Origin of the sequence: Vibrio hyugaensis, assembly GCF_002906655.1 — a bacterium.
Classification (GTDB): domain Bacteria; phylum Pseudomonadota; class Gammaproteobacteria; order Enterobacterales; family Vibrionaceae; genus Vibrio; species Vibrio hyugaensis.
On record NZ_CP025794.1, the window covers coordinates 2,006,122 to 2,024,804 of the forward strand.

Genomic DNA, 18,683 nt, shown 5'->3' on the forward strand with positions numbered 1-18,683 from the left:
ACGAGTGAGCCCTTTTATAATGGTGGGTATCATATTCTGATACCACCCCTTGCGATCGAGTTAACATAGAGACCATTCCATAAAAAAACCAAATCAGAATAATTCTCTAGATAAGTACCCATTTTCAGTACCAATCGCCTAGTTAAAAACCAAAGACCACATAAGTCATTAGTCTTTACAAGAAACACAAAATACGGTGTTTTATTAACATTTGATCTCGCCCACCCTTCCTAACACAGCCATTTATTCTGTGATTTACATCACTTTTGGAATTTTACATCTTTTTTACATTTCCTTATCTCTGTTTACCACTGGTTTGACTTCCTTTTTTCACCTCAGGTATACATGTGGCAAGCGTTAACGAAATCTTAACGTCACAATTGGTCTTTAAGTGACCATACATAGGAAATAATAATAATCGGAGCAACAAGGATGTATAAAAACACAACCGCTTTATCTGTTGCGATCAGCCTTGCACTGGGAACGGCGGCGGCAGTGGCCCCACTAGCAGCACAGGCAGAAGAGCAGCAAGTTGAAAAACTTCAAAAGATGAAAGTTACTGGTTCACGTTTAACACGTGCGTCTATGGAAGGAAGCACTCCAGTAGCAGTAATCGGCCGTGCAGAAATTGAACGTGCCGGTGATATCTCCATCGCTGATGTACTACGTAAATCTTCATTCAACTCTTTCGGTTCATACAGTGAAAGTTCAGGTAGCTCGTGGCAGAGCCAAGCAACAATGTCGCTACGTGGCCTAGGTGCTTCACGAACACTTGTTCTTATTAACGGTAAGCGTCTACCTGGTTCTGCAACCATGGGTGGCGGCGCAGCAAACTTAAACGTGATTCCTGCAGCTATCGTTGAGCGTGTTGAAGTTATGGCCGACGGCGGTTCTGCCGTGTACGGTTCAGATGCTGTTGCAGGTGTTGTAAACGTAATTCTAAAAGATGAGTTCGACGGCATTAACGTAACCGTTGGTGGCGGCATTCCTTCGCAAGAAGGCGGTGATGAACAGAACTTCTCTATCGTAACGGGTACTTCTGGAGAAAAAGGTAATATTTACTTTTCGTTTGAACATGATTCGAAAGGTGAGATTTACCAAAGAGACCGTGATTACTTGAGCTCAAAGAATACTGGTTCAGATAACTACTTTGATATGTCAGGCGTAAGTATTTATGGCCGTAACGTATATCATGATGGCAAACTAAAGCCTCTGAACGGTTATGACACTGATGCGAAGTGTGACTCATCTAAAGGCTTCGTGGGTGTTACTGAATACCCTGGTCTTGGCCCTATGTGTGGTTACGACTACACCTCAGAGGCAGCTCAAACCGCTTCTCTTGAACGAAATACAGTTTTTGTAAATGGTAATATTTTCCTATCAGATACAACGACCTTTAACGCACAAATGCTTTTAAGCCGTAACGAAAGTTTCGGTCGTTTTGCCCCAGCGGCAGGTTACTTTGAAGTTGATCCATCAACTTCAGGCGGCGCTGATTTCTTTACAGAAAACGGCTTGGACCCATCTAAGGGCCCGGCAAGTGTTTACTACCGTTTCACGAACGTAGGTACGCGTGACACAAACGTTACGGATTTCCAAGCGGATATGAAAGCAGGCCTAGACGGCTCTTTCTATACTGACGGGTTCGGTGAGGTAATTTGGGAAACTGGCTACCACCTAAACTACTCAAACAGTAACGAGCGCGGTACTGGTTATGTTCTACGTTCACCTGCAGAAGCACTTGCTAACTCTGGTGAATTCGTAGATGGCGAATTTAGTGCTGATGCGACTAAAGATTTGGCCGCGACAACTGCACGTGAATCGCAAATGGAAATGCACCAGATCAATGGTGGTTTACAGTTCGACCTAGCAGATATCGGTGATGTAACCATTCCACTATACATTGGTGCTGAAGCAACAACGTATGACTACTTTGACCAATACGATTCACAAAGTGAAGCAGGTAATATCATTGGTAGCGCTGGTAACTCAGCGGCTGGTGATCGCCAAACATACGCTCTCTTTGCAGAATCCTTGATCGCTTTCACTGATGAGCTAGAGATGAACGTAGCGTTACGCTACGACCACTACAGCGATTTTGGTAGTGCCGTTTCACCAAAAGCATCATTCCGTTACCAACCACTTGATAACTTAATGTTCCGAGCTGGTGCAGGTATGGGCTTCCGCGCTCCTTCTTTAAGCAACCTTTACGGTGCGGATAGCGAATCAAATGATTTCGCAAAAGACTATGTTTACTGTGAAGACCAAGGCATCTCTGACGCAGATTGTCCTGAGAAACAGTACACAACAACGCGTACATCAAATGAAGATCTAGATGCTGAGACATCAACGTCATTTAACTTCGGCGTAAGCTACTCGCCAATCGAAGATCTAGCGTTAACTGCGGATTACTACAACATCCGTATTGAAGATACGATCGTGATGAACACACTACAGAGTATGATTGACCAAGAGCGTAGCAGCGGTCAACCAAACTCAAACATCACTCGTGATTCAGCAGGCAGCATCACACACGCAACGGTTCCACTATCAAACATCGGCGACCTTGAAACATCAGGCATCGACTTAAAAGTGAACTACTTGTATGACTTCGATGTAGCGACTGTACGTTACGACTTTGGTGGTACTTACGTACTAGATTACAGCAGCCCTGAGTACGTAGATGGTCCAACAAACAACAAAGTAGGCCGCAACGGTCTACCTGAGTACCGTTTCCAAACGGGTGTTGGCTTCAATGTCTTGAGCGACCACGATATTTACCTATCGGCTGATCACATTGCCTCTCAAGCACAAGACGTAGATAAGAACTACAATAAGACCGGCAAGATCCCAAGCTACACAACGTTCAACGTAGCCTACAACTACATGGCACCTTGGGATGCAAAACTAACAGCAGGTGTACGTAACCTAACTGACGAAGATCCAGCATTTGAAGCAGATGGCGTTACATACAACGATGAACTGTACAGCATTCAAGGCCGTGTATTCTTCGTTAACTACTCTCAAAACTTTTAATTAAAAACTTTGGCGCAGGAACTTTTCCTGCGCCCTATTCGACTGACTTTTTACACACTGACAAGGATGCAACTATGACGTTAAAGGAATTTGGCGTAAGTGCAGTTACTGCCGCGATTTTAACGGTAAGTGGAGCAGCAGTAGCTGCGGACTCCGGTACCGTTGTCGCTAACCAAGCAAAGACAACGAAGTCTTCTCAGGCTTCACAACAAAAAATTGATAACTATGCTGAAAGCGCTGAAAGCATGCTGGCTGAATACAAAGGCCTACTGCGTCAAATCGACAGCATGAAAATCTACAACGAGCAAATCAATCGTATGGTTCAATCGCAGCAAGGCGAATTGGATTCATTAAACAGCCAGATTGCTCAAATCGATCAAACCGCGACTGAGGTTGTACCTCTTACATTAAAAATGATCGACGCTCTTGATGAGTTCGTTGTGCTTGATCTCCCTTTCCAAAAAGAAGAACGCGCTAAGCGCGTTAACGAATTGCGTGACCTGATGGATCGTGCAGACGTAACAACTTCTGAGAAATTCCGTAAAGTGATGGAAGCGTACCAAATTGAAGAAGGCTTCTCTCGCTCAATCGAATCTTACAAAGCTAGCCTAGAGCGTAACGGTGAGACCGTGACTTACGACTTCCTACGTATTGGTCGTACTGCGCTTCTATTCCAATCTCCGGATGGCGGTGAAACAGGTATGTGGAATCAACAAACCCGTCAATGGGAATCACTACCAGAAAACTACCGTATCGCTGTACAGCAAGGCCTTCGTATCGCTAAGAAACAAGCGCCACCAGCGCTGATCAAACTGCCTGTATTTGCTGGGGAGGAATAAGAAATGAAAGGATTCAAAACTCTAGCCGCTGGTTTGCTAGCGAGCTTATTCATGATTTCCGGTGCGCAAGCTGAAGCACCTAAGAACTTATCTGAGCTACTGAAAAACGTAAAATCAGAAAGTATCGTTGAATCAAAAGAGAACAAGGCCCGTGAAGCTGAGTTCAAAAACAACCGTGACCAACAAGCTGCACTTCTTGAAAAAGCACGTGCAGAACTTGCAGCACAGCAAGCTCTTGGTGACGAATTAAAAGCAACATTTGATGAAAACGACAAACAGCTAACTGACCTAACAGAAACATTGCGTGTTCGTTCAGGTACGTTAGGTGAAATGTTTGGTGTAGTTCGTCAGTATGCAGGTGAATTTAAAGGCCTATTTGCCGCTTCACAAAATGCTGTTCTTTTCCCAGAGCGTGACGCGCTTCTTACGAAACTAGCAGAAAGTAAGGAACTTCCATCAACGCAAGAACTTGAAGCATTTTGGCACACGATCCTACAACAGGTAGTGGCATCAGGCGAGACAACAACAGCACAAGCAACGGTTGTATACGGTGAAGGTAAAGAAGCGGTACGTGACGTCACTCTTGTCGGTGAGTTTAACGCAATCGCAGATGGTAAGTACGTTACTTACGTACCTCAAACCGCTAAGTTTGAAGAACTATCACGCCAACCACGCAAAAACATTACTGGCCTAGTTGGTGGTTTTGAAGCAGCAGAAGGCACATACGAACCTTTGTTTATCGACCCATCTCGTGGTGTGATTCTGTCTCTACTCGTACAAAGCCCTACTGTTCAGGAGCGTATTGACCAAGGTGGTATCGTTGGTTACGTCATCCTAGGCATGGGTGCTATCGGTGCACTTATCGCGCTTATCTGTTACCTACGCCTATTGGTTATCGGTGGCAAAATGCGTAAGCAAGCGAAATCAGACACTGTTATTCCAGGTAACCCTCTGGGTGAAGTAATCCAAGCTTACCAAGACCACAAAGGTGACAACCTTGAGGATCTTGAAGCGAAGCTGGATGAAATCATCCTACGCAACGCACCGAGCATTGAACGCTTTATCAGTTCAATCAAGCTGTTTGCTTCGGTAGCTCCTCTTCTGGGTCTACTAGGTACCGTTATGGGTATGATCGGTACATTCCAAGCAATCACACTATTTGGTACAGGTGATCCGAAGCTAATGGCTGGCGGTATCTCAGAAGCACTTGTTACTACGATGCTTGGTCTAGTTGTCGCAATTCCTCTACTGTTCCTGTACACCATCGTACACAGTAAAGGTCGCCGTTTGGTTCAAACTCTTGAAGAACAGAGTGCAGGCTTCATCGCTCGCTATCAGGAAAAACTGCATAAAGCCGAAAGCTAAGGAGGCATTATGTGGTGGTTAGTTGGAGAACTTGAATCAATTAGGCGCTTCTTGGGAATGGGTGGCGATGTACTTGTCGCCATCTTTATCCTCAGCTTTATGTTATGGGCAGTCTTGTTAGAACGTTGGTTTTACTTCGCTGCTGTCGCTCCCAAAGCAATGAAAAAAGCAGTGAGCTTTTGGGAAGAGCGTTCAGAACATAAAAGCTGGAACGCAAAGATGATCCGACAAGAAATGGTTTCTCGTCAGGATATTGAGAATAGAAAGGGACTGCCAATCGTAAAAGTACTGATTGCACTTTGTCCCCTACTTGGTCTGCTCGGCACTGTTGTCGGTATGATTCAAGTATTCGACATCTTAGCGGTAACAGGAACAGGAAGCCCCCGAGCAATGGCCTCGGGGATCTCAAAGGCAACAATCCCAACATTAGCGGGAATGGTGGCTTCTCTATCAGGACTTTTCTTTAGTACTCGTCTTGATCATTTAGCCAAAGTCACCACGCAGAAGCTTGAAGACAAGCTAAAGCACATTGCCTGAGTAAACGGAATTAGAGGTATAGGTCATGAAGAGACGCTATAGCAATGACAGCAGCGACGAGGCTGCTATCGATATGACTCCGATGCTAGACATCGTATTCATCATGTTGATCTTCTTTATCGTAACAACGTCGTTTGTTAAGGAAGCAGGTCTAGAAGTAAATCGTCCTACGGCAAGTTCAGCGCAAACCGTGAAAAAAGGTAACATCATGGTTGCTATCGGTGCAGCAGGCGATGTGTGGGTAGACAAGCGTCGTATTGAAGTCGACGCGGTTCGTGCCAACATCGAACGCCTACGTGCTGAAAGCCCAGACGGTGCGGTTGTAATCCAAGCGGATACAGAAGCAAATGCTGGCGTAGTCGTGAAGGTGATGGACCAGATTAAGATGGCAGGTGTTGAAAGCATCTCCATTGCCGCAACCAATAAGGATTAAGCCTATGCGGTATCTGGCCTCAATTGCACTGGCGCTCATTGTCTCCCTTGGATTGTTCTGGGGGATGGACAAGCTAGTAAACAAAGAGCGCCACGAGCTAGTGTCGAATGATGACCTCCGTATGGTGGAATTCATTCGCATTAAACCGGACGAAAAAATACAGGAGAAAAAGCGCGAACTCCCGAAACCACCACCACCGAAGCGCCCACCGCCGCCACCTGAAATGAAGGTAACAGCAACGGTCAAACCGGTGATGGATCAAATCCCAATGGATATGCCAAAACTCGATCTACCAGTGAATGTTACAGGTGGTTCAGTACTCGGTCACTACTCGCAAGGTGGTGGAGCTCAACTGGCAGGAAGCGGAGGCCCTGTTCCTCTTGCTACATTCCAACCGCAAATGCCACGTAAAGCAGCACGGGCGGGGATTGAGAAAGGTATCGTTTTAGTAGAGTTTACTGTTAACGAGCGTGGTAGCGTTCAAGACGTCAAAGTCTTAAAAGAAACACCACGTAAATTAGGCTTGGGTAAAGCAGCAAGAAAAACCGTATCAAAGTGGACCTTTAAACCAAAAATGGTTGATGGAAAGCCGGTAACTTCGCGCTTATCGCAAGAAATTGAGTTCTCTACTAACTAAGGAGTCGCAACATGAAAGCATATACAAAATTGTTAGCTTCTCTATTGGTTATTGCAGGCGCGTACAGCGCGCCTGCCCTAGCAAAAACACCAGAGTTGTCTGACAGAACGTTTCGAACGGTCAATAAAGTTCAAGAACTGATCGCAACTGAAAAATACTCAGATGCTATCTCCAAGCTGAACTCTGCATTAGATAGTACCAAGAAAAAGAAATACGACCGCGCCGTCTTATTACAACAGATGGGCTTTCTGTATTCTTTAAAAGACGATTACCCAAAAGCAGCGAAATACTTTGCTGAAGCACTCAAGCTAGATGCTTTACCAGTACCCGTAGCTCAACAGGTTCGTTATAGCCTTGCACAACTTTATCTAGCAGAAGGTCAATTTAAAAAGTCTGTCGTGACGATGAACGAGTGGTTCAAGATTGCGGAAACAACAGAGGAAAAACCACAAGCACACGCTTACATCACATTAGCAAGTGCTTACATTCAACTAGAAGACTACCGTAAAGCAATTCCGCCAACCAAAAAGGCAATTGCAATGACGAAAAACCCTAGTGAATCTTGGTACCAACTGTTGATGTCTGCTCACTATGAGTTGAAACAATTCAAAAGTGTCGCTGGCGTACTGAAAATTTTAACCACTAAGTATCCGCAAAATAAGCGCTACTGGACTCAACTGTCTGGTATCTACATGGAACTGAAACAAGAGCGTAACGCCCTTTCGACTTTGGAAATGGCTCATAAAATGGGTCTTTTAGAGGGAGAAAAAGAGTACCTACGCTTGGTGAACTTCCAAGCTTATCAAGGCGTTCCTTTCCGTGCTGCTAAAACCATGCAAACGTCAATGGAAGAAGGGCACGTTGAACGTACTTCGGAGAATTTGGAGAAGTTAGCGTCCTTTTGGCAACAAGCGCAGGAACTAGATAAGTCGATTGAGACTTATGTAGCGGCCTACAAGTTAGCACCAAAAGCAAAAACGCAGATCAAGATTGCTCGTTTGATGATTCTCGATAAGCAGTACTCAGCAGCAACCAAGTTTGCGAAGAATGCCGCACCAGACGCCAAACGTAATGACAAAGGTGAGCTGAACTACATTCGAGGTATGGCGTATTTCGAATTAAATCAGCCAAGCAATGCATTAAAAGCAATGAAGAGTGCAGCGCAATCGCCTGATATGAAACCTGTCGCTAGCCCTTGGATCAACTTCTTAGAGTCTCAAGGCTAACGGAAGCCAACACCGTAAAGTAGTAACCAAAGTGGTTATGGTTGCTCCGAAAATTAAGTGTGAGTCAGTCGCACGCCTGGGGAAGTGAAAGCTTCCCCTTTTTTCGTTTCTGTATACAAAGATATGAATTTATACTGAGCCTCAAAGATCCAAAAGATCGGCTAGCCACCGCAAAGAGATCATGATACTCTTCGCCTCCATTTTTCTGGCGGGTTTATCACCAATCTCAAGCAGTTTGTTGAGAAAATCATCAACGTCAGTGCTATCGTTATACCAATTTCGCCAATAAGCGTTATTAGCATGACACAAGGTCGATACTCTTTCGGCATTCACTCAATCCAACCAAAAGTGGAACAGTACAATGGGCAAAGGTACTCTCTATATCGTATCGGCACCTAGCGGCGCAGGTAAATCTAGCTTGATCTCAGCAATGTTGGAACGCAACCCAACATACGCAATGAAAGTGTCTGTGTCTCATACTACTCGTAGCATGCGCCCTGGCGAAGAAAATGGTACGCACTACCACTTCGTAGCAAAAGAAGAGTTTGAAACTCTAATTGCTAAAGGCGACTTCCTAGAATATGCAGAAGTGTTCGGTAACTACTACGGCACATCACGCGTATGGATTGAAGAAACGCTAAATAAAGGCATCGACGTATTCCTAGACATCGATTGGCAAGGCGCACGCCAAATCCGTGAGCAAATGCCAGAAGCGAAAAGCATCTTTATCCTGCCACCATCAAACGGTGAGCTAGAGCGCCGTCTAAACACTCGCGGTCAAGACAGCGAAGAAGTAATCGCAAAACGCATGGCAGAAGCAAAGTCTGAAATCTCACACTACAACGAGTACGATTACGTAATCGTAAACGATGATTTCGACACTGCATTAATGGACTTTAAAGCCATTCTGCGTGCGGAAAGATTGAAGGAAGAAAAGCAAGCTGCTAAATATAAAGGTATGCTTGATGCGCTTCTAGCAGAGTAATTCTGTTCGGAAACACAAATTTTCGCTTCTTTATTACGGTAAGGAAGCTTATATTGTTTATATAGAAAGTCATTGTTGTTGCACGTCTTATCGCTAGTAAATATTACGCTGAGACTGTATACTTTCTCGTCATTCAAAATTTAGTTAACTATTTGGAGTCCTCATGGCACGCGTAACTGTTCAAGACGCTGTTGAAAAAGTTGGCAACCGTTTCGACCTAGTACTGATTGCGGCTCGCCGCGCTCGTCAAATGCAAACTGGCGGTAAAGATGCACTAGTGCCAGAAGAGAACGATAAGCCAACGGTTATCGCTCTACGCGAAATCGAAGAAGGTTTAATTACTAAAGAAGTTCTAGACGCTCGTGAACGTCAAGAACAGCAAGAGCAAGAAGCGGCAGAGCTAGCGGCAGTAAGCAGCATCGCTCACAACCGTTAATTCTGACTTTAGAATTCAACAACCTCCCGGGCCTATAATTTGTATCTATTCGATAGCCTCAAAGACGTTGCCCAAGAATACCTAACAGAGCCTCAAATTGAGGCTCTGCGTCAATCTTATGTGGTAGCAAGAGATGCCCATGAAGGGCAAACCCGCTCAAGCGGTGAACCATACATCATCCACCCAGTCGCTGTGGCTCGAATCTTGGCCGAAATGCGCCTCGATATCGAAACCCTCCAAGCTGCTTTGCTGCATGACGTCATCGAAGACTGTGACGTTACAAAAGAAGATCTCGAAGAGAAATTCGGCAATACCGTCGCTGAGCTGGTTGATGGTGTATCTAAACTGGACAAACTCAAATTCCGCGATAGGAAAGAGGCTCAAGCCGAGAACTTCCGTAAGATGGTTCTGGCGATGGTGCAAGACATCCGCGTTATCCTGATCAAACTGGCCGACCGTACGCACAATATGCGCACGCTAGGTGCCCTGCGCCCTGACAAAAAACGCCGTATTGCTCGTGAAACACTGGAAATCTACGCGCCGCTGGCTCACCGACTTGGTATTCACAATATCAAAACGGAACTCGAGGAGCTTGGCTTCGAAGCGCTTTACCCGAACCGCTACCGTGTTCTAAAAGAAGTGGTGCGAGCGGCACGTGGTAATCGAAAAGAGATGATCCAACGTATTCACAGCGAAATTGAAGGCCGACTCGAAGATGTAGGCTTAAATGCGCGCGTGTTAGGTCGTGAAAAGAACCTGTTCTCCATCTACAACAAGATGAAAACCAAAGAACAGCGTTTCCACACCATCATGGATATCTACGCTTTCCGAGTGGTTGTTGATACTGCCGATACTTGTTATCGCGTTCTAGGCCAAGTACACAGCTTGTATAAGCCGCGCCCTAGTCGCATGAAAGATTACATCGCAGTACCAAAAGCGAACGGCTACCAATCGCTACACACTTCTATGGTCGGCCCACACGGTGTACCAGTAGAAGTTCAGATCCGTACCGAAGATATGGATCAAATGGCGGACAAAGGTGTCGCTGCGCACTGGTCATACAAAGACAAGGGCGACAAGTCTGGCACAACAGCGCAAGTGAAAGCTCAGCGTTGGATGCAAAGCCTACTTGAGCTACAGCAAAGTGCAGGTAACTCATTCGAATTCATTGAAAACGTAAAATCGGATCTGTTCCCAGACGAAATTTACGTCTTCACGCCAAAAGGTCGTATCGTTGAATTGCCATTAGGTGCTACAGCGGTCGACTTTGCTTATGCAGTGCATACTGATGTTGGCAACTCTTGCGTTGGTACTCGTGTTGATCGCAACCCTTACCCATTGAGTAAGGCACTGAAGAACGGTCAGACGGTAGAAATCATCAGTGCACCAGGCGCTCGTCCAAACGCGGCTTGGTTAAACTATGTCGTGACATCGCGTGCCCGCACTAAGATTCGTCAAGTATTGAAAACCATGCGTCGCGAAGAGTCGATTACCTTGGGTCGTCGCCTTCTGAATCACGCCTTGGGTCGCCACTCGATTGATTCAATCTACCCAGAAAACATCCAAGAAGTGCTCACGGATCTACGTTTAGAAAGCGTTGATGATCTGCTTGCAGCAATTGGTTTGGGTGAATTGATGAGTATCGTCATCGCTCGTCGCCTACTAGGTGACACCGATGAGTTGACCACAACAAGTTCGATTCCAAACGAATCTAAAAAGAAACTGCCAATCCGTGGTGCTGAAGGCCTGCTACTGACTTTCGCAAATTGTTGTCACCCTATCCCGGATGACCACATTATCGCTCACGTATCACCTGGTCGTGGTCTTGTGGTACACCGTGAAACGTGTCCAAACGTACGCGGTTATCAAAAAGAACCAGACAAATACATGGCTGTTGCTTGGTCTGAAGAGTACGACAAAGAATTCATCGCTGAACTAAAAGTCGATATGCTTAACAACCAAGGTGCGTTAGCGGAATTGACCAATGTGATTTCGAAAACTGGTTCGAACATTCACGGTCTCTCGACCGAAGAGCGCGACGGTCGCTTGTACACCGTTACCGTTCTGCTAACCACCAAAGATCGTGTTCACCTTGCTGGCATCATGCGTAAAATTAAGACCATGCCACAGGCGACTCGAGTCAGACGAAGAAAGAACTAAACTTCATCGCCATCCAATCACTGGGTGGCGATTTTTTATATCCCTATTAATTATGAATTTAGAACGTTACAACCGCATTCATCAGGTGCTAAAAGCACGCCAAACCGACCTCACTCTGTGCCTTGAAGAAGTTCATAAGCCAAACAACGTATCCGCTGTGATCCGTACTGCTGACGCAACAGGCTTACACAAAGTTCATGCGATTTGGCCAGACAAAATGCGTACCCTCACTCACACCTCAGCAGGCGCACGTAACTGGGTAGAAGTAGATACTCACAATTCGATTGAAACCGCGATTACCGAGCTCAAAGCGCAAGGCATGCAGGTTTTGGTAACTAACCTTTCGGACGCCGCGGTCGATTTTCGTGAAATCGACTACACCAAGCCAACGGCAATTATTCTGGGTAGCGAAAAAATCGGCGCTTCAGAGCAAGCGAAGAAACTCGCAGACCAAGACATCATTATTCCAATGATCGGTATGGTGCAGTCTCTGAATGTCTCAGTCGCCAGTGCTGTGATTCTTTATGAAGCGCAGCGTCAGCGTGAAGCCGCTGGCATGTACGAACGTGAAGAGAGCGCTCTACCAAAAGAAACCATCAACCGCATTTTGTTCGAACGTGGGCATCCGGTCTTAGCAAAGGTAGCGAAGCGCAAAGGGCTAGAATACCCACAACTTGATGACGAAGGCCAAATTGTGGCTGACGAATCATGGTGGAAAGAGATGCAGAAGAAATAAATAGACTCGAGAGGCGAGAACGCTTCGCTTCGGGATAAACTCATATCGTCAATCGATATGGCTCTTTCTCGCCTCACTGGTTAAGTTTGTTTCCGCGTTCTCGAATCTCGGAGCGTAAGCGTTCCCATATCCCTTTCTCTAACTTAATCCTGTACAAAAACACAGCTTAGTGGTTAACATACTGCTATGTTAACTATTTTCTTGAGCCCACTATGTCTGCCCAAATGTTATCTGCTGTTCCTTTAACTTCTCTGTCTGGAGTTGGCGCTAAAGTCGCAGAAAAACTCGCCAAAGTTGGCTTGCATAGCGTTCAAGATCTACTGTTTCACCTTCCTCTTCGTTACGAAGATCGTACTCGCATTTACCCAATCGCCAAACTGCATGCCGGACTTTGGGCGGCGGTACAGGGCAAAGTCATGGCTGTCGATACTACTTTCGGCAAACGCAAAATGCTGACGGTAAAAATCAGCGACGGCAATGGCACGATTACCCTACGCTTTTTTAACTTTACTGCCGCGATGAAGAACAATTTCTCGAATGGTAAGTTAGTACACGCTTACGGCGAAATTAAGCGTGGCGGTATGGGCTTAGAAATTGTTCACCCTGACTACAAGTTTTATGTAAGTGAACAAAAGCCGGATGTGGAACAGAGCTTAACCCCCGTTTATCCGACCACCGATGGGTTACGCCAAATCACTTTGCGTAACCTGACGGAACAAGCCTTATCACTCCTCGATAAAGCCGCAGTGCAAGAGTTGCTGCCTTCCGGTTTGTACAATCACCAGATCACCATGTCGCAAGCGCTGCATACGATTCATCGACCGCCTCCAACCATTAATTTGGATGAGTTTGATGAAGGTAAACACCCAGCTCAAATTCGTTTGATCATGGAAGAGTTACTGGCGCAGAATCTCTCTATGTTGGCAGTGCGCAGCAAAGGACAAGAGGACGTTGCATTGCCTTTGGCGTCGTGTGACTCGCTGAAAAAGCAGCTACTAGCTCAATTGCCCTTCTCGCCGACCAATGCTCAAGCACGAGTCGTTAAAGAAATTGAAGCTGACTTAGAAAAAGCGCACCCAATGATGCGCCTTGTTCAAGGTGACGTTGGCTCGGGAAAAACTTTAGTTGCCGCACTCGCAGCAGTCAGAGCAATTGAACACGGCTATCAAGTCGCTTTAATGGCACCGACCGAACTGCTCGCCGAACAGCACGCGATTAACTTCGCTAATTGGTTCGAGAAAATGGGCATTCAGGTCGGTTGGCTTGCGGGTAAATTGAAAGGTAAAGCCAAAGAAGCCGAACTAGCTCGGATTGCCAGTGGTGAAGCGAAAATGGTAGTGGGCACTCACGCCCTTTTCCAAGAGCATGTTGAGTTCCATCATCTTGCGTTAGTCATTATTGATGAACAGCACCGCTTTGGTGTCCACCAGCGCTTAGAGCTGCGTGAGAAAGGCGCGAAACAAGGCGCTTATCCACATCAGCTCATCATGACAGCAACGCCGATTCCGCGAACATTAGCCATGACTGCTTATGCCGACTTAGAAACGTCGGTGATTGATGAGCTACCGCCAGGTCGAACACCAATCCAGACCGTCGCGATTCCAAACACCAAACGCGATGATATCGTCGAACGAGTGCGCAATGCTTGCTTAAACGAAGGCAAACAAGCGTATTGGGTATGTACCTTAATTGATGAATCTGAAGTCTTGGAAGCTCAAGCCGCCGCTGATACCGCTGAAGAGCTGCAACGTAAACTGCCTGACGTAAAAATTGGTCTCGTGCACGGACGAATGAAGCCTGCTGAGAAGCAAGCGGTGATGCAGGATTTCAAAGACAACAAGCTGCATTTACTGGTTGCAACGACAGTGATTGAAGTTGGCGTGGACGTGCCCAATTCCAGCCTGATGATCATCGAGAACCCAGAGCGCTTGGGTTTGGCTCAGTTGCACCAGCTTAGAGGTCGTGTTGGTCGAGGTTCAGTGGCGAGCCATTGTGTGTTGCTGTATCACTCGCCACTATCAAAAACCGCCCAAAAACGTTTAGGCGTATTACGTGAAAGCAATGACGGCTTTGTGATTGCACAGAAAGACTTAGAGATTCGCGGACCGGGTGAGCTTCTTGGTACCAAACAAACTGGCTTGGCAGATTTTAAAATTGCCGACTTAGTGCGAGATCAGCGCTTAATACCAGAAGTTCAGCGTATTGCACGCCATATTCATGACAACTACCCGACGAATGCAACAGCAATTATTGACCGTTGGTTAGGAGAACGTGACATTTACTCTAAGGCGTAAGCTCTTCTTTTCTCGACCATTCTCACTCCAATCTTAAACCACCTTACAGACACTGTTCTGTAAGGTTGAACTTGCACACATTCATTCTGTCTATGAATATCTCATTTAATAAAAGCCAAGTCGACTTTATTCAATAATTACGACAAGTTAGAGCAAACTCTACATAAAGTTAATACTCCAAGCGGATATAAAAACGTCATAAATACACAATGTCATCAAGGATAGATGCATGAAAAAACGTACCTTGCTTGCGGTCACAGCAGCATTAGTTGGCTCTGTACACTCCGCATCCATAGCAGCGCAAGATAGACAGAGCGCTATTCTTCAGTCAGCTGATCTTTTTGCCAAAAGTTCGGCTTACTTTAATCCCAAAATATCACCAGATGGAAAGCACTTAGCCTTTGAATCCAGTATCGATGGTAAAGATGCTTTGGTTATACTCGACAGTAAAACCATGCAGCCGAGCAGTGTGCTGCGCTTCTCAGGTAACGAGCAAGTGGGTGATTATTATTGGGTCAATAATGAACGTGTTGTCGCATCCAAAGAATATTTAAAGAGTTGGTCTACCGCTCCTCGCTACTATGGCGAACTCGTCTCGGCCAATGTGGATGGAAACAAATACGCTTATATATTTGGTTATAACCCTCCTCAAACTAGCCGCCTAGTGCGAGCATCCTCTATCGTAAGAGCTTACGGTGATGTCTTAGATATTCTGCCTGAAGACGACCGCCATATCTTAGTTTCTGCTCTGCCTTTCGGTGAATACAGTTTCAACTTGGAAGCGCCAAGAGAGGTGTACCGCGTCAACGTATACACCGGTAGGCGCTCAAAGATAACGACAGCACCCATCCCGTTTAGTCGGTTTCTCACCGACCATGATGGTGAAGTTCGCTTTGTTTCAGGCTTGAATAGCAATAACAAAGTCGAGCTTTATTATCGCGTCAACGATCAATGGAAAAGCTCCGATAAATTGGCGGCTTTAAAAAATTTCGAAGAGTTCTATCCCATCTCTTTTGCAGAGAGCCAAGATTCCGTTTATGCCGCGATAAGTCAGTCAGGTGAGCCAAGAGCAATCCATCACCTCAACTTAAAAACCGGCAAAAGTACAAAAGTTGCCTCGGATGATACCGTCGATCCGAAGGAATACTGGTTAGATCCAGACTCAAAGCAACTTTACGCCGTCGAGTTTGAAAGTGATTACCCTACTTATGCCTTTGTTGATCCAAAAAACAAACGCAGCGAATACCTAAAGCAGATCCTCACTTCTCTGCCAGGTCATCAAGTTCGCCTAGTCAGTGAGACAGAAGCTGGTGATGCTTACGTCATTATGGCCTTTAACGATAGAAACCCTGGGGATTACTACTTATTTACCACCGAGCCAAAAGAAATTCGTTATCTGTTCTCGGCACGAGAGTGGTTAGACCCAGAGAAAATGGCTGAAGTGAAGCCTTTTGAGTTCACCAGTCGAGACGGGAAAACCATCTCAGGTTATCTGACATTGCCACCAAATACTGAAGCAAATAATCTCCCTCTTATCGTCAATCCGCATGGCGGTCCTCATGGTCCACGAGATTGGTGGCGTTTTACCGAGGAGAATCAGTTTCTCGCTAACAATGACTATGCTGTGATGCAAGTAAATTTCCGTGGCAGTGGTGGCTTCGGTAAACAGTTTGAAGAGGCAGGCTATCGTAAATGGGGAACAAACATTCAATATGACATCATCGACGCCACCAAACACATTGTCGCAGAAGGCATCGCAGATAAAGAACGCATCTGTATTTCTGGCGGAAGCTTTGGTGGATACAGTGCATTGCAATCAGCCACCCTTGCACCTGAGTTATTCCAGTGCGCCGTGGGCAGTGCCGGTGTTTATGACCTTGAGTTGATGTTCACCGAAGGTGATATACCCGATAGCCGCATGGGGTTAAGCTTTTTGAAAGAAGTACTGGGAACCGACCCTAAAGTCTGGAAAGCAATGTCTCCAACTCATAATGCAGACAAGTTAAAAGCTTCTATCCTTCTCGTGCATGGGGGAAAAGACCAACGTGCGCCTATTGAACATTATGAGGCAATGGCTAAAGCACTCGACAAGCTCAACTACCCATACGAATCTTTTGTGTTAGACGATGAAGGACATGGCTTTTACAAAGATGAACACCGAGCTAAATATTACGCTCATGTGTTGGGCTTCTTTGATAAGCACTTAAAAAACTAACCTCCCAAAGTAAAACCTTAAAGGCGATAACCATTCCGTTATCGCCTTTTCTTTTTAGCCCAAAGCAAACGTTTGCTTTTTGAATAAATCCCTCTATAATCGCGCTCAAAATTTATGGTGTGCACTTTGTCACATCAAACCAACCTGAGTTGACACTGATTAACAGCAATCACAGGTCATAACGTCAACTCCACCCAGCACTCCCATTCAGCGAGCTCTGGGGCAAGAATTATTGCGACTAGCGAGACAAACATGACAACTTCAAACCGAACTTCGGAACTGGTCTATCAGTTAAACGATCGTCCACCACTACCTCAGACCATTTTTGCTGCACTTCAGCATTTATTGGCGATGTTCGTAGCCGTTATCACCCCCTCTCTGATCATTTGTCAGTCTTTGGGTGTACCTGCTGACCAAACCAACACCATCATCAGCATGTCACTGTTTGCGTCAGGCGTGTCTTCCTTTATTCAAATTCGTACCTTTGGCCCTATCGGCTCTGGTTTGCTTTCAGTGCAAGGCACCAGCTTTAACTTCTTAGGTCCAATCATTGGTGCGGGTCTTTCTCTTAAAGCCGGTGGCGCGGACCTCAGCACCATGATGGCGGCAATTTTCGGCACCATTTTGGTCGCCTCTTTTGCAGAAATCCTACTATCTCGCGTTTTAGAACATGCTCGCCGCATCATCACGCCACTGGTATCTGGCATTGTCGTGACGCTTATCGGCCTGACACTTATCCAAGTGGGTTTGGTATCAATGGGCGGCGGTTATGCTGCAATGGGCGATGGCTCTTTCGGTAGCCTAGATAAGTTAGCCCTCGCTGGTACAGTACTTGGCTTGATCGTCATTCTTAACCGTTCAAAGAACCCATACCTGCGCGTTGCATCTATCGTGATTGCGATGGTGGTTGGCTACGTCATGGCGTACTTCATGGGCATGGTCGACACATCAACACTGGGCGAAACTGATCTCATCGCACTGCCGATCCCAATGCAATACGGCTTAAGCTTCGACTGGTCTCTGTTTATTCCACTGGTTCTGATTTTCTTTATCACAGCGCTAGAAGCAATTGGTGACATCACCGCAACGTCTGAGGTTTCAGGTGAGCCAGTAAAAGGTCCGGTTTACATGAAGCGCATCAAAGGTGGCGTATTAGCTGACGGTCTAAACTCAGCAATTGCAGCAGTGTTCAACAGCTTCCCGAACTCTACCTTCAGCCAAAACAACGGCATCATCATGCTCACTGGTGTAGCAAGCCGTTACGTGGGTTACTTCATCTCAGGCATGTTGGTGATTCTGGGTCTGTTCCCGGGTGTGGCAAGCTTTGTTCAACTGATTCCTGAGCCAGTCCTGGGCGGCGCAACCATCGTGATGTTCGGCACCATTGCCGCAGCGGGCGTGCGCATTATCTCTCGTGTCGACCTCGATCGCCGCGCAATCCTAATTATGGCGCTGTCATTCTCAATGGGTTTGGGCATTGCACAAAAACCAGAAATTCTGCAATTCATGCCTGAGTTCATTAAGAGTATTTTCTCAACAGGCGTGGCGGCAGGCGGCATCACCGCTATCGTATTGAACCTACTGCTTCCAGAGAAACTGGAAGAGGAAGACGAGCTGGTCGCTCAAGAGGTAAAAGAATCCTAATACCAATTCCGTTAATTAGATGTTCAAAAAATTGCGCCGGTAAAATCACTTAGAACAAGGCAAAGATTGCAGCTAGCTAGTTACTCTACCTACAAAATCTTTAACGCCGTTATAAGTGATTTTAACCAGCAAGAATGAGC

Annotated in this window: 14 protein-coding genes; all 14 read left to right on the forward strand. The window is 46.0% G+C overall.

Going from position 1 to position 18,683, the window contains the following annotated elements:
* The first annotated feature begins 432 nt into the window (after window positions 1-432).
* Window positions 433-3,036, forward strand: a complete 2,604-nt coding sequence (locus tag C1S74_RS09945) for a TonB-dependent receptor plug domain-containing protein (RefSeq protein ID WP_045399414.1) — start codon at window positions 433-435, stop codon at window positions 3,034-3,036.
* A gap of 74 nt (window positions 3,037-3,110) precedes the next feature.
* Complete coding sequence (locus C1S74_RS09950) at window positions 3,111-3,875, forward strand: DUF3450 domain-containing protein (RefSeq protein WP_045399416.1); 765 nt, start codon at window positions 3,111-3,113, stop codon at window positions 3,873-3,875.
* Between the two features lie 3 nt (window positions 3,876-3,878).
* Window positions 3,879-5,240, forward strand: a complete 1,362-nt coding sequence (locus C1S74_RS09955) for a MotA/TolQ/ExbB proton channel family protein (protein ID WP_038870104.1) — start codon at window positions 3,879-3,881, stop codon at window positions 5,238-5,240.
* Between the two features lie 9 nt (window positions 5,241-5,249).
* The gene (locus C1S74_RS09960; protein WP_038870102.1) at window positions 5,250-5,777 is read left to right on the forward strand and encodes a MotA/TolQ/ExbB proton channel family protein; all 528 of its coding nucleotides are present in this window, start codon (window positions 5,250-5,252) and stop codon (window positions 5,775-5,777) included.
* 25 nt (window positions 5,778-5,802) lie between these two features.
* A complete protein-coding gene (locus C1S74_RS09965) occupies window positions 5,803-6,210 on the forward strand; it encodes an ExbD/TolR family protein (RefSeq protein WP_005430119.1) in 408 nt (135 codons plus the stop codon).
* A gap of 4 nt (window positions 6,211-6,214) precedes the next feature.
* On the forward strand, window positions 6,215-6,847 hold the full coding sequence (locus C1S74_RS09970; protein ID WP_005529132.1) for an energy transducer TonB: 633 nt from the start codon (window positions 6,215-6,217) through the stop codon (window positions 6,845-6,847).
* An 11-nt stretch (window positions 6,848-6,858) separates the two neighbouring features.
* Complete coding sequence (locus tag C1S74_RS09975) at window positions 6,859-8,073, forward strand: tetratricopeptide repeat protein (protein ID WP_045399418.1); 1,215 nt, start codon at window positions 6,859-6,861, stop codon at window positions 8,071-8,073.
* A 361-nt stretch (window positions 8,074-8,434) separates the two neighbouring features.
* On the forward strand, window positions 8,435-9,058 hold the full coding sequence (gene gmk / locus C1S74_RS09980; RefSeq protein ID WP_038870100.1) for a guanylate kinase: 624 nt from the start codon (window positions 8,435-8,437) through the stop codon (window positions 9,056-9,058).
* A 163-nt stretch (window positions 9,059-9,221) separates the two neighbouring features.
* Window positions 9,222-9,494, forward strand: a complete 273-nt coding sequence (gene rpoZ, locus C1S74_RS09985; RefSeq protein WP_005379346.1) for a DNA-directed RNA polymerase subunit omega — start codon at window positions 9,222-9,224, stop codon at window positions 9,492-9,494.
* Window positions 9,495-9,533: 39 nt separating this feature from the next.
* The gene (gene spoT, locus C1S74_RS09990) at window positions 9,534-11,654 is read left to right on the forward strand and encodes a bifunctional GTP diphosphokinase/guanosine-3',5'-bis pyrophosphate 3'-pyrophosphohydrolase (protein ID WP_038870099.1); all 2,121 of its coding nucleotides are present in this window, start codon (window positions 9,534-9,536) and stop codon (window positions 11,652-11,654) included.
* A 52-nt stretch (window positions 11,655-11,706) separates the two neighbouring features.
* Window positions 11,707-12,390, forward strand: a complete 684-nt coding sequence (gene trmH / locus C1S74_RS09995; RefSeq protein WP_045399421.1) for a tRNA (guanosine(18)-2'-O)-methyltransferase TrmH — start codon at window positions 11,707-11,709, stop codon at window positions 12,388-12,390.
* A gap of 212 nt (window positions 12,391-12,602) precedes the next feature.
* Window positions 12,603-14,684: an ATP-dependent DNA helicase RecG gene (gene recG, locus C1S74_RS10000; RefSeq protein ID WP_045399423.1), complete on the forward strand. Its 2,082-nt coding sequence runs from the start codon at window positions 12,603-12,605 to the stop codon at window positions 14,682-14,684.
* 229 nt (window positions 14,685-14,913) lie between these two features.
* Complete coding sequence (locus C1S74_RS10005; protein WP_045399424.1) at window positions 14,914-16,899, forward strand: S9 family peptidase; 1,986 nt, start codon at window positions 14,914-14,916, stop codon at window positions 16,897-16,899.
* A 252-nt stretch (window positions 16,900-17,151) separates the two neighbouring features.
* On the forward strand, window positions 17,152-18,543 hold the full coding sequence (locus tag C1S74_RS10010) for a uracil-xanthine permease family protein (RefSeq protein ID WP_045399427.1): 1,392 nt from the start codon (window positions 17,152-17,154) through the stop codon (window positions 18,541-18,543).
* The last annotated feature ends 140 nt before the right edge of the window (window positions 18,544-18,683 follow it).

Coding starts and splice junctions, on each gene's coding strand:
- trmH (WP_045399421.1), top strand. CDS start 11,707: ATGAATTTAGAACGTTACAACCGCATTCATCAGGTGCTAAAAGCACGC.
- C1S74_RS09970 (WP_005529132.1), top strand. CDS start 6,215: ATGCGGTATCTGGCCTCAATTGCACTGGCGCTCATTGTCTCCCTTGGA.
- recG (WP_045399423.1), top strand. CDS start 12,603: ATGTCTGCCCAAATGTTATCTGCTGTTCCTTTAACTTCTCTGTCTGGA.
- C1S74_RS09945 (WP_045399414.1), top strand. CDS start 433: ATGTATAAAAACACAACCGCTTTATCTGTTGCGATCAGCCTTGCACTG.
- C1S74_RS10010 (WP_045399427.1), top strand. CDS start 17,152: ATGACAACTTCAAACCGAACTTCGGAACTGGTCTATCAGTTAAACGAT.
- gmk (WP_038870100.1), top strand. CDS start 8,435: ATGGGCAAAGGTACTCTCTATATCGTATCGGCACCTAGCGGCGCAGGT.
- C1S74_RS09975 (WP_045399418.1), top strand. CDS start 6,859: ATGAAAGCATATACAAAATTGTTAGCTTCTCTATTGGTTATTGCAGGC.
- C1S74_RS09955 (WP_038870104.1), top strand. CDS start 3,879: ATGAAAGGATTCAAAACTCTAGCCGCTGGTTTGCTAGCGAGCTTATTC.
- C1S74_RS09965 (WP_005430119.1), top strand. CDS start 5,803: ATGAAGAGACGCTATAGCAATGACAGCAGCGACGAGGCTGCTATCGAT.
- rpoZ (WP_005379346.1), top strand. CDS start 9,222: ATGGCACGCGTAACTGTTCAAGACGCTGTTGAAAAAGTTGGCAACCGT.
- C1S74_RS09950 (WP_045399416.1), top strand. CDS start 3,111: ATGACGTTAAAGGAATTTGGCGTAAGTGCAGTTACTGCCGCGATTTTA.
- C1S74_RS10005 (WP_045399424.1), top strand. CDS start 14,914: ATGAAAAAACGTACCTTGCTTGCGGTCACAGCAGCATTAGTTGGCTCT.
- C1S74_RS09960 (WP_038870102.1), top strand. CDS start 5,250: ATGTGGTGGTTAGTTGGAGAACTTGAATCAATTAGGCGCTTCTTGGGA.